Source organism: Beijerinckia sp. L45 (genome assembly GCF_009765775.1).
Classification (GTDB): Bacteria; Pseudomonadota; Alphaproteobacteria; order Rhizobiales; family Beijerinckiaceae; genus RH-AL1.
The window spans coordinates 1-12,870 of the sequence record NZ_LMUU01000029.1 but is presented as its reverse complement, the minus strand read 5'-3'; the positions used below and the strand labels follow the sequence as shown (position 1 = coordinate 12,870).

The 12,870-nt window shown below is 65.8% G+C and carries 17 protein-coding genes; 4 read left to right on the top strand and 13 right to left on the bottom strand.

Annotated elements, in window-relative coordinates; translation table 11 throughout:
• Positions 1-88 precede the first annotated feature (88 nt).
• The 3 genes from GSQ79_RS02430 to exbB are packed head-to-tail and all read right to left on the bottom strand — an operon-like array spanning position 89 to position 2,298.
• The gene (locus GSQ79_RS02430) at positions 89-1,096 is read right to left on the bottom strand and encodes an energy transducer TonB (protein WP_158807147.1); all 1,008 of its coding nucleotides are present in this window, start codon (positions 1,094-1,096) and stop codon (positions 89-91) included.
• Positions 1,093-1,563 (bottom strand): TonB system transport protein ExbD, encoded by a 471-nt coding sequence (gene exbD, locus GSQ79_RS02425; RefSeq protein WP_158807146.1) that lies wholly within the window; start codon positions 1,561-1,563, stop codon positions 1,093-1,095. The genes GSQ79_RS02430 and exbD overlap by 4 nt, the downstream gene beginning before the upstream one ends.
• A 3-nt stretch (positions 1,564-1,566) precedes the next feature.
• Complete coding sequence (gene exbB / locus GSQ79_RS02420; RefSeq protein ID WP_368669906.1) at positions 1,567-2,298, bottom strand: tonB-system energizer ExbB; 732 nt, start codon at positions 2,296-2,298, stop codon at positions 1,567-1,569.
• On the opposite strand from exbB, the gene GSQ79_RS30220 reads away from it, so the two are divergent.
• Positions 2,282-2,641: a hypothetical protein gene (locus GSQ79_RS30220; protein ID WP_174243151.1), complete on the top strand. Its 360-nt coding sequence runs from the start codon at positions 2,282-2,284 to the stop codon at positions 2,639-2,641. The two genes, exbB and GSQ79_RS30220, sit on opposite strands and share 17 nt — an antisense overlap.
• Positions 2,642-3,006: 365 nt before the next feature.
• On the opposite strand, the gene GSQ79_RS29260 is transcribed toward GSQ79_RS30220, so the two are convergent.
• Positions 3,007-3,306 (bottom strand): hypothetical protein, encoded by a 300-nt coding sequence (locus tag GSQ79_RS29260; protein ID WP_246725049.1) that lies wholly within the window; start codon positions 3,304-3,306, stop codon positions 3,007-3,009.
• A gap of 278 nt (positions 3,307-3,584) precedes the next feature.
• A complete protein-coding gene (locus GSQ79_RS02405) occupies positions 3,585-4,415 on the bottom strand; it encodes a universal stress protein (protein WP_158807143.1) in 831 nt (276 codons plus the stop codon).
• 92 nt (positions 4,416-4,507) lie between these two features.
• Here GSQ79_RS02405 and GSQ79_RS02400 point away from each other — a divergent pair, with 92 nt between their 5' ends.
• Both GSQ79_RS02400 and GSQ79_RS02395 read left to right on the top strand, forming a co-directional pair.
• The gene (locus GSQ79_RS02400) at positions 4,508-4,891 is read left to right on the top strand and encodes a PRC-barrel domain-containing protein (RefSeq protein ID WP_158807142.1); all 384 of its coding nucleotides are present in this window, start codon (positions 4,508-4,510) and stop codon (positions 4,889-4,891) included.
• Between the two features lie 10 nt (positions 4,892-4,901).
• Complete coding sequence (locus GSQ79_RS02395; protein ID WP_158807141.1) at positions 4,902-5,075, top strand: hypothetical protein; 174 nt, start codon at positions 4,902-4,904, stop codon at positions 5,073-5,075.
• Positions 5,076-5,083: 8 nt separating this feature from the next.
• Here the strand turns inward: GSQ79_RS02395 and GSQ79_RS02390 are convergent, their stop codons facing one another.
• The 5 genes from GSQ79_RS02390 to GSQ79_RS02370 all read right to left on the bottom strand — a co-directional run bounded on the left by GSQ79_RS02390 (position 5,084) and on the right by GSQ79_RS02370 (position 10,113).
• A complete protein-coding gene (locus GSQ79_RS02390; protein WP_158807140.1) occupies positions 5,084-5,827 on the bottom strand; it encodes an ABC transporter permease in 744 nt (247 codons plus the stop codon).
• Complete coding sequence (locus tag GSQ79_RS02385) at positions 5,820-6,755, bottom strand: ABC transporter ATP-binding protein (protein ID WP_158807139.1); 936 nt, start codon at positions 6,753-6,755, stop codon at positions 5,820-5,822. Before GSQ79_RS02385 ends, GSQ79_RS02390 begins: the two co-directional genes overlap by 8 nt.
• A 37-nt stretch (positions 6,756-6,792) precedes the next feature.
• Entirely contained in the window at positions 6,793-7,986 is a 1,194-nt protein-coding gene (locus GSQ79_RS02380) for an ABC transporter permease (protein ID WP_158807138.1), read from the bottom strand.
• Between the two features lie 13 nt (positions 7,987-7,999).
• Positions 8,000-8,404 (bottom strand): helix-turn-helix domain-containing protein, encoded by a 405-nt coding sequence (locus GSQ79_RS02375; protein WP_246725048.1) that lies wholly within the window; start codon positions 8,402-8,404, stop codon positions 8,000-8,002.
• Positions 8,405-8,736: 332 nt separating this feature from the next.
• Positions 8,737-10,113 carry a glutamate--cysteine ligase gene (locus GSQ79_RS02370; RefSeq protein WP_158807137.1) on the bottom strand — a complete coding sequence of 459 codons (1,377 nt, stop codon included), beginning with the start codon at positions 10,111-10,113 and terminating at the stop codon, positions 8,737-8,739.
• 230 nt (positions 10,114-10,343) lie between these two features.
• On the opposite strand from GSQ79_RS02370, the gene GSQ79_RS02365 reads away from it, so the two are divergent.
• Positions 10,344-10,526, top strand: a complete 183-nt coding sequence (locus GSQ79_RS02365) for a Flp family type IVb pilin (RefSeq protein WP_246725047.1) — start codon at positions 10,344-10,346, stop codon at positions 10,524-10,526.
• 121 nt (positions 10,527-10,647) lie between these two features.
• On the opposite strand, the gene GSQ79_RS02360 is transcribed toward GSQ79_RS02365, so the two are convergent.
• The 3 genes from GSQ79_RS02360 to GSQ79_RS02350 all read right to left on the bottom strand — a co-directional run.
• Entirely contained in the window at positions 10,648-10,929 is a 282-nt protein-coding gene (locus tag GSQ79_RS02360; protein ID WP_158807136.1) for a hypothetical protein, read from the bottom strand.
• Positions 10,917-11,405, bottom strand: a complete 489-nt coding sequence (locus GSQ79_RS02355) for a DUF937 domain-containing protein (protein WP_158807135.1) — start codon at positions 11,403-11,405, stop codon at positions 10,917-10,919. The genes GSQ79_RS02360 and GSQ79_RS02355 overlap by 13 nt, the downstream gene beginning before the upstream one ends.
• Positions 11,406-11,455: 50 nt before the next feature.
• Positions 11,456-12,870: MATE family efflux transporter (locus GSQ79_RS02350; protein WP_368669905.1), on the bottom strand; the 1,415-nt coding region annotated here is incomplete at its 5' end.

Here is a 12,870-nt window from a genome sequence, read left to right as displayed (position 1 = left end):
CCGGGCTTGATCAAACGCTACTGGAGACCATGATCCGAAAGTGCATTGGTGAGCGCGCTGCGTTGCCCTGAACTCTGGCCTGCACCGATCAAGACCCGAATCGCACCCGAACGACCACCGAGGTCGCGCTTCCGCTCGGCGGCGGCGGGACCGAGCCCACGCTGCGAACCGTTGAAACGGCAGCGCTGTCCAAAGCCGCAGATCCAGAGCTTCCACTGACGCGGACGCCGCCGATGTGACCGCCCCGATCGACCGTAAAGGCAATCGTCGCAGCACCCGACTCGCCTGTCGACATGTTGCGCGGCTTCGCGGCGTTGACGCGTGCAGAGACCTGCCCCTTCCAATCGCCCATCGACTCCGACGAGGCCGCATGCTGCTCCGACTGCTGCCGTGACGCCGCGGCCCGCGCCTGGGCGGTCGCCTCGCGCTTGGCCTGCGCCTTCTGCGCCTGGGCGGCGCGCTGCACTTCGCGCTGCTTTTCGAGCCTCGCCTGCTTCTGGGCCTCGCGACGCTGCGCCTCGCGGCGCTGCTCTTTCTGCATCTCGATCATCTGCACGCGCTGGCGCTCGATCGCCGGATCGGGTTTTGGCGGTTCGAGAACCACCTCCGGCTTCGGCAGAACCGGCGTCTCCGGCACCACCGGCTGCTCGACCGGCGGCGGCGGGGGCTCAGGCGGCGGCGGCACGACGGCCTGAGGCGGCGGTGGCGGTTCTGCAGGCAGGGGTGGTGTCGGTTCGGGCGGCGGCGGCGTGGGGTCCGGCGGCGGGGGCGGTGTGGGTTCGGGCGGCGGCGGCGGCGTTTCGACCTTCGGCTCGGGCGTCGGCTGCTCGACCGGCGGCGCGGGCGTCTGTTCGGCTTTCTCCTCCTGCGGCGGTGCGGGTGCAACTTCTGGCGCCGGCGGCGCCGGCGCCTCGGGCGGATTCAAGTCAATTTCGACGGCGTCAACCGACACGCCCGGCGCGTCCGGCGGCTGGCGCTGCAGCAGATAAGCCGCGAGTCCCACATGCACAGCCACCACGATGATGGCGGCGATCAGCCAACGCGGCAGCTCGCGGCGCGGCGGCTCGCTGTAGTCTGACGGTGTTGCCAGTGTCACGGCTTGCCCGCGCTCGTCGGCGGTGCGGCTGCGGCAGCAGGCGCCACAGCACTGGCATCAAGCCCCACGAGCCCGATCTTCAAATAACCGGCGCTGCGCAGCAGGTTCATCACTTCCATGACCTCGCCGTAGCTCGCGACCTTGTCGGCGCGCACGAAGATGCGCTTGTCCTTGTCGCCTTCGGCCGCCTTGTCGAGCGCGGCGCCGACGCCGTCGCGGGTCACGACATCGTTGCCGAGCGTCAGCGTGTTATCCGCCTTCAGCGTCAGGAACAGCGGCTTGTCCGGCCGCGGCACCGGTTGCGCGGTCGAAGCCGGGAGATCGACATTGACGTCGACCGTCGACAGCGGCGCCGCCACCATGAAGATGATGAGAAGTACGAGGATCACGTCGATGAACGGCGTGACGTTGATCTCGTGGGTTTCGACGAGGTCGTCGCTGTCCGACGAGGCGAGGCGGGAGGCCATGGCCTACTCCGCCGCCTGGCGCCGCACGCCGTCGGTGCGCGTCGCGTCGGCCCGGTCGAGGTCGCGCGACAGCAGCCGCATCACTTCGGTCGAGGCGTCACCGAGCACGCTGCGGTAACCGGTGATGCCGCGGGCAAACAGATTATAGATGATGACGGCGGGAATGGCGGCGACGAGGCCGCAGGCCGTGGCGAGGAGAGCTTCGGCGATGCCCGGCGCGACGACGGCGAGGTTGGTCGTGTTCGTCTTCGAGATGCCGATAAAGCTGTTCATGATGCCCCAGACGGTGCCGAACAACCCGACGAAGGGGGATGTCGATCCGATGGTGGCGAGGATGCCGGTGCCCCGGCCCATCGAGCGGCCGGCGCGCGCCTCGATACGCGACAGCAGCGCCGCAGCGCGATCCTTGACGCCTTCCGCGGGAAGACCGCGCGAGCGCTCGGCTTCGGCCAGCGCCGCATTGACGAGGCGGGCGACAGGCGCCTTGGCGTTCGGCATCAGAGTTGCCGCGTCACGCAATGTCTGGGCGCCGGCAAGATCGGCGAGCGATTTCGAGGCGCGGTTGCGGGTGCCGAGCAGTTCGACCGTCTTGGCCAGCAGGATCGTCCAGGTGACCAGCGAGGCGAAGGCGAGGCCGATCATCACGCCCTTCACGACGATATCGGCGGCCATGAACATGCCGAACGGCGAGAGATCATGCGGCAGCATCGAAGCGCCTGTGCCCGTCACCGTCATCTTGGGTGCCGTTGGCGAGGCTTCCGGCGTGGCGATCGCCGGGCCGGTCGCCGGGACGCTGGTCGTCATCGACGAGGAGGAGGACGGCACCATTGCGGGCGGCGCCGCAGGAGCTGGCGTCGGTGCGGCTGGTGTGGACTGGGCGGCCGGTGACGGGGTCTGCGCTGCGACCAGGCCGGCCGATCCGGCCAGACACGTCACCAGCGCGATCGGGAAAATCGCCCTCGAAGCGACGGGAAAAAGCGGAAACCCTGAGCGGTTCAAGGCCAGCCAAACCTTTGCTTTGAAGAAAGAAAATACCAATGCCTTGGTCTCCGACCGAACTTTTGTCGGGCGTTTATGATCGTTTGAAAGCCAAGAAACAAGCCGGCGCCGGCACTCTGGAATGGTTCAAGAGTTCGCGGTTTAGCGCGGGCCAGATCGGCCTTATCGTCGATGAAGCAATCATCTGTAACGTAAACGTGTGCGGCAATGAATCCGAGAACGCAGCTTAGATCGCTGAGGCGGCCGCGCTTGTCCTTTTTAGACAGATTCCGTGCTCTACAGGTGCTCTAGAGCTTGGCAAGCGAGCGCGATGTACCGCGGTACTTCCCGCTCTTTCGAATAATAAGCCACCAGTCGCCGACTTATACCGAGATGAGCCGCGGCAGCGTCAAGGGTCCAACCCTTGGATTTAACGAAGTCCGCGAAGGCAGCACTCGTCATTGTTTATTCAGCCAGTTCCTCAAGGGCATCCGCTGAAATCTCAAGATCCGCGTTCCCGGGCCAGACATCAGCAGTCCGGTCGTCACTGACGGAAACCTGAGAAAAAAGATCGTCGTCGTCGCGGAGCGGCCGGTATACCTTATACGTAAAGACTTGGGGTGCTACGTCGATAACGTCTGTTCTGCCTTCGCGTGATCCTTTGCTCCATGCGACCATCAGGCTGAACGGACCGTTCGCCTTTGCCACCGACGCGATGGTCGGAAGAAGGTCCCCAGCAGAGACCACGTCTTCAATCTCTTTCATTGAGCCTACTCCATTCCGCCTTGAGTTCGCCGAGATGCTCTTCGGCGAATGCGACGGCCTCCGCATACTCTCCGCCCGGCATCGCGCCACGGAGCGTCTTTAAGGTGTCCAGCCGAATGAGCGCGTGAAAGCCGGCCCCAATCTTCGGCACTACATGCTCCAGAACCGAGATGTTAGTGCACGGGGTGTATGTTTTTCATGACGATTGGTGGCTTGGAGCGGACCGATGAGAGGCTGTGGCGCAGCGCGGGAATGTCACAACTCGAACCAGAACGCTGTCAATGCGCCATGAAGACCGGCAGGGTGGCCTCGGCTAGAATTTCGCTGGTAACGCTGCCAAAAATCATCTGGCGCAACCGGCTTTGCGTGTAGCCGCCCTTGATCAGCAGGTCGGCCCCGAGCATTGCCGCTTTGTCCAGCAGCGCTAGACCAGGCGCCTTGCCCGGCTTCAACTCGACGACCCGCGCCGGAATGCCGTGGCGCCTGAGGCTGCGCGCAAGCTGCGCATCGCTGGGGCCGGGCCAGCGCACGCCGGGCACGGCCAGCACCACGACGTCCCGTGCTTTCAGCAGAAGCGGCATGGCGAAAGCCACGCTCCGTGCCGTTTCGGAACTGCCGTTCCAGAAGATGGCGGTGACGGTGCCGAGCGTCGGGGGCGCTTTGGGCGGCGCGATGAGAATCGGCCGGCCGCTTTCGAACAGCGCGGCTTCGAGCGTGGCCCGGTGCGGCTCGTTGGAGGCGGGCCCAGGACGGCCAACGGTCAGAATATCGAAGACGCGGCCATACTCGCCGACGCTGTTGGGCGACACCAGCGTTTCCCCGTTCCAGCCGAAGGTCAGCCCCTTGGCATCGTCCGAGCGACGCGGAATGCCGCCGGCGGCCATAAAGCCTTCGAAGGTTTCGCGGGCATGGCGCAGGAATTCGCGCCGGGTGCGGTCGTCGAAGATCACGCCGCTCATCGAAAAATCGGCGGCAACCATCTCGGCGAGATCGGGGCCAAGCGGAATCCCCTCGATGTAGCTGTCGAACTGGCGCGCCAGCAGCAGCGCCGTCTGCAAAACTTCGGTCATCCGATCATGATCTTCGACCGGGACGAGGATCGATTTCATGACGCGAGGCTCCTGGTTGGCCGTAGACGCGCCATTGTTCCACGAGGAACCACGCTTGGGCCAGCACGTTTGTTGAAGAGACCAGCAAGGACATGCACTTGAGCGATACGTCAACCGATCCGCGCCTCGACGAAACCCTTCAACTCATCGGCAGTGACAAGGTCGAAGGGACGGAAGTGCGGCGGCCTGACGGGGCGCACCTCGGCACGATCCGCCGGGTGATGATCGACAAAATTACCGGAAAGGTCGCCTATGTCGTGATGAGCTTCGGCGGATTCCTGGGGGTCGGCGAGGATTTTTACCCCGTGCCGTGGGACCGGTTGAAATATAACGAGATGCTCGATGCCTACGAACTCGACATCAGCGATGACCAGCTGAGCGGCGCCCCAAAATTCACCGATGAAGCCGTCTACGATTTTTCCCGCGCTGAAGGCCGGCGCGTGAACGATTTTTATGGCGTCCCCACAAGCTTCTGAGGATTTTGCGATGAACGACGTAAAGCGCGGCGACGATGCCGCCGACCATGCCCCGAAGCCGGACGACAAGCGCACGCCGACGGACAAATCGTCCGAGAAGCAGGACGCGCCGAACTACAAGACCGCCGTCGATGGCGGCCGTGCCGAGCCCGTCGACGGCATGAACTCCGCAAACGACGAGTAACGCCGCGATCAGATGACGGGGGTCATGTCTTCCAGGACATCGAACCACCGGTCGATGGTGATGGCGAGCAGCGCCACGACGACGGCACCTTCGATGACGAAGGCAGGATTCGAGGCGGACAGCCCCTCGAGGATCGGTGACCCCAGGGACAGCGCCCCGACGCTCGATCCGATCGTCGCGGTGCCGACATTGATGATCGTTGCGTTGCGCAGACCGGTCAGCATGAGCGGCCAGGCCAGCGGCAGCTCGATGACCCACAGCATTGTCCAGGCGGAAAAGCCGAGGCCTTTGGCGGCGTCGCGGGCATCGGCCGGCACGGCGCCAAGACCCGATAGGGTCGCTTCCAGAACGGGCAAGGCGGCGTAGATCGACAGCGCCGCCAAGGTTGGCGCAGACCCATAGCCCAGCAGCGGCACCGCAAGCGCCAGCACCGCGACCGGCGGAAAGGTCTGGCCGATGGTGCCGACCGTGCGGGCGAGCGGCGCGAAAGCGCGGCCCGCCTCCCGCGTCACCGCGATCCCGATCGCGATGCCCGCTGCTGCGGCGAAGCCCGTCGCGATAGCGACGAGTTGGAGATGCGCGATCGTCAGGGTGACGAAGCTCGCCCGGGCGTAGATCGGTTCGCGGAGCTCGGGAAACAGCTGGTGCAGCCCGGGCCGGAAGGCGGGCATCGCCACGACCAGAGCGATGAGCGCGAGCGAAAAGGCGCCGGCGGCCGCAAGCCGACCCCGTCGCCCGCTGCGCTCAGGCATGCGACGCGGCCACGATGGCGTCGAGGCGCAACGTGCCGACCGACGCTCCGTCGCCATCCCCAACGGCGAGCGCCTGCGCCCCTTCCGCCATCATAAGGCTGAGCGCCGCGCGCAGACTGGCCGAAGTGGCGATGCGCGGCATCGCGCCCGACGGCGGCTCGGCACTCATCGCCGCGCCAACAGACAGCACGTCGAGCAGATGGAGAAACCGCTCCGGGCCGCCGAGGAACTGTGCCACGAAATCATCGGCCGGCGCGCCGACGACGGCAGCCGGCGTGCCGATCTGGATGATCCGGCCCGCGCGCATGATAGCCAGGGTCGTCGCCAGGCTCAGCGCTTCGCCGACGTCGTGGGTCACCATGACGATCGTGGTCTTGCTCTCCGCATGGACCCGGCGCATCTCCGCCTGCAGCTCGACGCGGCTGACCGGATCGAGCGCGGAAAACGGTTCGTCCATCAGAATGAGGTCGGGGCCGGCCGCGAGTGCGCGGGCGACGCCGATGCGCTGCCGCTGGCCGCCGGAGAGCTGATGCGGATAGCGCGGGAGCAACGCCGGATCGATGCGCAGCAGCGCCACGATCTCGTCCACGCGGCGCGCGATCTTGCCCTTGTCCCAGCGCATCAGCTGCGGCACCGCCGCGATGTTGGCCGCCACCGTCCAGTGCGGAAACAGGCCGACGGATTGTATGACGTAACCAATACTCTGCCGCAGCCGCTCCGGATCCTCGGTCGCGATGTCCTTGCCGCGCACCCGGATCGTCCCGGTGTCGGGCGCGATGAGGCCGTTGATCGTGCGCAGCAGCGTCGACTTTCCGCAGCCCGACGGGCCGATCAGGACGAAGAAGGCGCCGTCGTCGATGGTCAGCGTGCAGTCGGCGAGAGCCTGCGTGCCGGCGAAGGTTTTCGAGACGTGGTCGATCTGGATCATCGCGGCGTGATCTCCATCATCGCGGCGTGATCTTCGATCATCGCGGCGTCTCGACGGCGGCCAGCACGAGGCGAAAAGCGAAGTCCGCCGCGAGCGCAAGCAGGATTACGGGAATGGCGCCGACGAGAACGAGGTCGAGCGCGTATTCGCCGATGCCCTCGAAAATGAAGGTGCCGAGGCCGCCGCCGCCGATCAGCGCCGCCACGGTGGCAAGACCGATGGCCTGCAGCGTCACCACCCGGAGCCCGGAGAGCAGGACAGGCAGCGCCAGCGGCAGGTCGACCGCGACGAAGCGCTTGCGGACGCCGAAGCCGAGGCCGCGCGCGGCATCCGCGACCTCGGTCGGCACGGCGGAAAAGGCGGCATCCGTCATCCGGACCAGGGGAAACGCGAAATAGAGCACCAGCGCGATCAGCGCCGGCGTCACGCCGAGGCCGGACACGCCCAGACTCCTGAGCAGCGGCACGTGTCCGGCGAGAAACGTCAGCGGGGCGATGAGAAGGCCGAACAGTGCGATCGACGGAATCGTCTGCAGGAGGCTCAAGACGGAATAGATCGCCGCCCGGGTTCGGCCGCCGCGGCGTACCACCGCGATCAGCGGCGCACAGACCAGAATGGAGACGACGAGGGCCGCGCCGACCAGCGCGATGTGGCGCAGCAGCGCCGTCACGAACAGGGTGCGGTGGCTGACGAACTCGCGGGTCAGCGACAAGGCGTCGAACGTGCCGGCGCTGGCCAGACCGGCGAACAGGCCGAGCAGCAGAAACAGGCAGGCGGCTCTGGCGGGAAAGCCTAGCGCCAGCCGCTGCATGGCGTCGAGCATGGCGAAGCCAGCGACGCCGAACGCGATCCAGAACGCTGGGCCGAGCGCCTGGCGCTGCGCGGGATGACCGGCCACAATTAGGGTTTTTGCGAAAAACGACGCGGTGAGCAGAAGGGCGACGGCGAGCCCCGCGGCCAGGCCCAAGGCGGCCCAGTCGCTCATCCGAGCGTCACGGATCGCGAGACACCCGAGCCCGCCGAGGCAGGCGGCGACCAGCACCGCCAGCGCGGGGGGCGCCTGCCAAAGCGGCAGGGACACGCCATCGGCCAACCGGTTCGGCGCCGTGCTGAGGAACCCGGCCGCAACCAGGGCGATGGTTGCGACGACGCAAAGCAGCAGGAGGACGGGATTGCGGATTGCAAGGCGGCGCGCGTCAGGAGTCGCAAGTGCTGAGAGCAGCGCGCTCATGGTTGATCTTTCCTCAACCCACCAAGTCGTCAATGGTCAGGGAAAGAGCCGCCGCGATTTTTCGCAGCGTCTCGATCGTACCTTCGCGCGCGCCCGTCTCGATCTGCCAAAGAAACGCCTGAGCGACCCCGGTTCTGTCGGCAAGGCTTTGCGAGGTCAGTCCACGATGCTCGCGGCAAACCCGAATACGGTTCTCGCCATTCAGGATGCGGTCGGCGATTTCGGCCAAAACCAGCTCTTCTTCGCCGCTCGCGACTTTTCGGTGAAAGGAGTCGACCGCGGCACGATCCGCCATATCGTCGACGGCCTCGACGAGGCGGTTGTAATCCGTCTCGGTCAACACGATGAGCCGTTCCCCAGATGATGTGGTGATCGTTTGCGCACCCATGGATCCTGCCGCCGTTTCGCGTTCGGTCATAAGCACCGCTCCTCGGCGCGACCTTGAGGACAGCCAGCACGGCGACGGTCTCGCTGAGGAGAACCCGCCAATCCCCGACACGAAGCCGAAATATCCCGGTTCGCCCTTTCAAGCGCCTTCACGTTGCTCGCCAGCGAAGCCGGATCCAACGCGTAAGCTTCAATCTTGGACCTTATGAGAAGCCTTTGTATTTGCCGAGATGCGGCTCAGCGTCTTGAGAGCGTCTTTGCCGTAAAAGATCTGCCGCATCGAAACCAGAGCATAACGCGCCATGGCTTCTTGGCAACGGTTCGCTCGAGCTGCACGCGATACCGATCGCCTCGCTCAAAGACCTAATACACACACTGCTCAAAACTCGGGTCGACGCTCTCGCCCCAAGGCCCCTTGAACAGCGCGATCAGCCGCTCGGCCTCGGTCCGTCCCGCCAGGATCGCATCGAGCACGTCGAGATGCATCGTCTCGTCACGGCCCTGCGCATCGCGGAAGGCCCGCTCCGCGAGACCGGCCCGGGCGATTTTCAGCACCTCGCGGCCGACGTCGCGCAGGCTGCGGCCGGCGATGGTCGTGTCGAGGCCGCGCGACGGCACCTGGGCCCACATCGTCTCGCGTTCCGCCGCGGTCCAGGTTTTTACCAGATCCCAGGCGGCGTCGAGCGACGAGGCGGAATAGAGCAGGCCGGTGAACAGCGCCGGCAGGGCGACCAGCAGCGGCATCGGCCCGGCATCGGCGCCGCGCATTTCGAGGAAGCGCTTGAGCCGCACCTCGGGAAAGATCGTCGAGAGGTGATTGGCCCAGTCCGACAGGACCGCCGTCTCGCCCGGCAGCGGCGCGAAGGAGCCGGCCATCAGGTCGCGGAAGTCGGCACCCGCCACGTCGTGGTAACGCTCGCCGCGCTTGACGAAATACATCGGCACGGCAAGGGCATAATCGACGTAGCGCTCGTAGCCCATGCCGTCCTCGAAGACGAACGGCAGCATCCCGGCGCGGGCGTTGTCGGTGTCGCGCCAGATCACGGCCCGCTCGGAGAGGCTTCCGGTGAGTCGCCCGTCCTTGAACGGCGAGTTGGCGAACAGCGCCGTGGCGAGCGGCTGCAAGGCGATCGACACGCGCAGCTTCTTGACCATGTCGGCTTCGCTGGAAAAATCATAGTTCGCCTGAACCGTGCAGGTGCGGAACATCATGTCGAGCCCGCGGGTGCCGACCTTCGGCATGTAGCCGGCCATGATCGTGTAGCGGCTCTTCGGCATCACCGGCGTCTCGGCCAGCGTCCATTTCGGGCTCATGCCGAGCGACAGAAACTCGATCCCGAGTTTTTCCGCGATCGGGGTCAAAGCGGCGAAGTGCCCGATCAGTTCGTCGTGGGTCTCGTGGATCGTCTGCAGCGGCGCGCCGGAGAGCTCGAACTGGCCGCCGGGCTCGAGTGAGATCGCGCCACCGCCGACCCCGTCTGCCAGCCCGATGATGTGCTCGCCGTCGAGGATTGGCTCCCAGCCAAGCGTGTCACGCATGCCTTCCAGCAGGTGGCGGATGCCGCCGACACCGTCGCGGCCTTCGTAGGGCACCGGCGCGCGGTCGGCGCGATAGAACGGGACCTTCTCGTGTTCGGTGCCGATGCGGTGCTGATCCGCAGGTTTACACCCTGCCTCGATCCAGCCCACGAGCTCGTCGCGCCCGGAGAGGGGCGTGGTATCCGAAACGTCGCGAGCCATCGTCAGCTTTCGTTTTCATCATCATACAGGGCCCTGATCGCGCGCGCGTGCACGGCCGAAACCTCGGCGCGCACGTGCAAGCGGCTCAGCTGCCGGCATGGCTTCATAATTGGCCGCGCCCCGGCACGCAATCCGCAGCCGCCGTGATCGATTTCGGCGCGCCGAGGCTAAAAATCTTCAGACTGATTATGCGTCGATGTTAAGATTACGATCATTTCATGGTGCTAACGATGCCCCGTGAGGACGCGATGACCAAGCTGAGGCAATTTCTCAACGATGCGAGCGGCGCGACGGCGATTGAGTACGCAATGATCGCCGCTGGCATCTCAATATTGATTATTGCCGGCGTCCAGTCGATCGGCACGCGACTGTCGGCACAATACATCAACAAGGTGGCAACCGCGCTTTCATAGGCACGCGGCAACTATGATCCCGCCAACAAAAGCGGGCGTAGCGCGAGACGATCTCATCAGCCAGCTGGCTCAACGGACTGATGAAAACACGCGGGCCCTAGGGCGCGCTGGTGCCAAGCCGCTAGGACTTGCCGCCGAGGATCGAACTGATCTGATCGCCGAGATCGCCATCCGGCGTCTGCCCCGGCAACGGCTGAACGCCCGGCTGGAACATCTTGCTCAACGCATCCATGCCGGCCTGCATCGCCGGCGGCACACCGGCCGGAGCGGCACCCGGCGTCGCACCGGGCTGGGTCGCGCCACCGAGGAAGCTTCCGAGAATCGATCCGAACATCCCGCCGAGGCCGCCGCCCGCGGGTGCGCCAGGCGTGCCAGCGGACTGGGCGCCGGTCAGTTGCCCCAAAATGTTGCCGAAGCCGCCCTGCCGGCGAGCTGGCCCAGCAGGCCGCCCATGCCCTGGTTCTGCATCGTGGTGGCGACGCCGCCGATCACCATCGAGGCGATCACGGGCAGCATCTGCACGAGCGTCGCGGCCGGGATGCCGGTGTAGCGCGAGGCCTGTTCGGCTACCTGATTGATGATGGCGCTGTTGCCGAAAATGCTGCTGACGATGTCGCCGCCCTTCTGCTGGGTCGTCGGATCCTGCGCCGTGTTGGGATCGGCATAGGCCTGGCGATGCTGGTCGTCGCCCATCGCGCCGACGATCTCGCCATAGCCGCCGGGCTGCGCCGCCTTGGTCATGAACCCCGTCGAGAGCGCCGGGATCAGCGACTTGACGGCGGCATCGGCCTGCTCGCTGGAGAGGCCGAACTGCTGCGCCAGATTGTCGATGGCCTGGCCGCCCTGCGCGCCCTGGATAATCTGGTAAAGGTTGAACATCTCGGTCTCCTGCTATGCCTCTGCCGCCAACCCGCGACATAGAGGACTGTTCAAGCGTTTAGCGCCTTTCGCGAATCGATGACATCGTCCGGCTGGCCAGAAATGCGCTTCGATAGACGCGCGATGACCACATAGGCCCCGCCGACCGCCAGGGTGCCGAACAGGGCCGCGCCGGCGATCATGCCGATGAACCCGCCCTCCGGACCGTATTGCGCCGCGCCGATGGTGACGAAGGGCATGGTGCCGAGCGTCGCCCGCCCCCAGTTGAAGACCGCCGACATGAACGGCGCGCCAAGGTTGTTATAGGCCGCGTTGGCGACGAAGATGCCGCCGAGGAAGAACCACAGGCCGCCGCCGTAGGTGCAGAAGAAGCCGAGGAGTTTGGCCGTCTCGCCCGTCGCCCCGAAGAGCGCGATGATCAGCGGCGCGGCAAGCCACAGGACGACCGTGATCACCACGACATAGACGATGGACACGATGAGACAGTCCGTCAGCACGCGGCGCACCCGTCCCATGATCCGGGCCCCGTAGTTTTGGCCAAGCACCGGCCCCACCGACCCGGACAGCGCGAAGAGCACGCCGAAGGCCACCGGCGTCACGCGATCCATGATGGCGAAAGCCGCGACCGTCTCCTGGCCGAAGCGCGAGAAGATTCGCATCGCGTAGATGTTGGCGACGGGGTTGGCGAGATTGGTGAGGATCGCCGGGATGGCGATGGTCATCAGCGGCGCCAGGTCCAGCAGCGCCGGGCGCAGATGCGGCTTGGCGACGAGATCGTGCACCCGCACCGCGCCGTGCCAGCCGACCAGCAGCAGAACGAAGCGCGAGGCGACCAGCACGATGGCGGCACCATAGATGCCCAGGTGAAACCCGAAGATGAAGATCGGGTCGAGACAGGCGGTGATGATCGCCCCGCCGAGGGTGACGTACATCGACCGCTTGGCATCGCCGACGGCGCGCAAGATGCTGGCGAAGGCCATGCCGACGCCGAGAAACACCGACGCCGGCAGCGTCATCCGCAGATAGACGGTGCCCACCTCGAGCGCCTCGCCCTGGGCGCCGAACAGCCGCAGGATGTCGTGGGCGAAGGGCCAGGCCAGCAGGCTCAACGTGCCCGAAATCACGGCGACATGCAGCAGACCGGAGACGGCAAGATGGCGCGCGCGCGGTCGGTCGCCGGCGCCAAGCGCCCGCGAGACGACCGCGCCGATGGCGATCGACAGGCCGATGTTCACCGAGATCAAAAGGAAGAGAACCTGCGAGGCATAGCCCACCGCGGCAGTGAGGCTGGTGTCGCCCAGCCGCGAGATATAAAGCAGCGACAAGAGATCCACGAAAAACACCGCGATCAGACCGACGGACCCCGCTGCCGTCATCACTAGCACGTGGCGCATCGTCGAACCGGTCGTGAAGGCGCCCAGCGCGCCGGGACGATCCTCGATGAGAACAGGGTCGATCGGATTCT

Excerpts from the sequence above, each read along its gene's own strand:
- GSQ79_RS02355 (WP_158807135.1), bottom strand. The coding sequence starts at position 11,405 with ATGTTCAACCTTTACCAGATTATCCAGGGCGCGCAGGGCGGCCAGGCC.
- GSQ79_RS02365 (WP_246725047.1), top strand. The coding sequence starts at position 10,344 with ATGCCCCGTGAGGACGCGATGACCAAGCTGAGGCAATTTCTCAACGAT.
- exbB (WP_368669906.1), bottom strand. The coding sequence starts at position 2,298 with ATGACGGTGACGGGCACAGGCGCTTCGATGCTGCCGCATGATCTCTCG.
- GSQ79_RS02385 (WP_158807139.1), bottom strand. The coding sequence starts at position 6,755 with ATGATCCAGATCGACCACGTCTCGAAAACCTTCGCCGGCACGCAGGCT.
- GSQ79_RS02405 (WP_158807143.1), bottom strand. The coding sequence starts at position 4,415 with ATGAAATCGATCCTCGTCCCGGTCGAAGATCATGATCGGATGACCGAA.
- GSQ79_RS02400 (WP_158807142.1), top strand. The coding sequence starts at position 4,508 with ATGCACTTGAGCGATACGTCAACCGATCCGCGCCTCGACGAAACCCTT.
- GSQ79_RS02380 (WP_158807138.1), bottom strand. The coding sequence starts at position 7,986 with ATGAGCGCGCTGCTCTCAGCACTTGCGACTCCTGACGCGCGCCGCCTT.
- GSQ79_RS02370 (WP_158807137.1), bottom strand. The coding sequence starts at position 10,113 with ATGGCTCGCGACGTTTCGGATACCACGCCCCTCTCCGGGCGCGACGAG.
- exbD (WP_158807146.1), bottom strand. The coding sequence starts at position 1,563 with ATGGCCTCCCGCCTCGCCTCGTCGGACAGCGACGACCTCGTCGAAACC.
- GSQ79_RS29260 (WP_246725049.1), bottom strand. The coding sequence starts at position 3,306 with ATGAAAGAGATTGAAGACGTGGTCTCTGCTGGGGACCTTCTTCCGACC.
- GSQ79_RS02390 (WP_158807140.1), bottom strand. The coding sequence starts at position 5,827 with ATGCCTGAGCGCAGCGGGCGACGGGGTCGGCTTGCGGCCGCCGGCGCC.
- GSQ79_RS02375 (WP_246725048.1), bottom strand. The coding sequence starts at position 8,404 with ATGACCGAACGCGAAACGGCGGCAGGATCCATGGGTGCGCAAACGATC.
- GSQ79_RS02395 (WP_158807141.1), top strand. The coding sequence starts at position 4,902 with ATGAACGACGTAAAGCGCGGCGACGATGCCGCCGACCATGCCCCGAAG.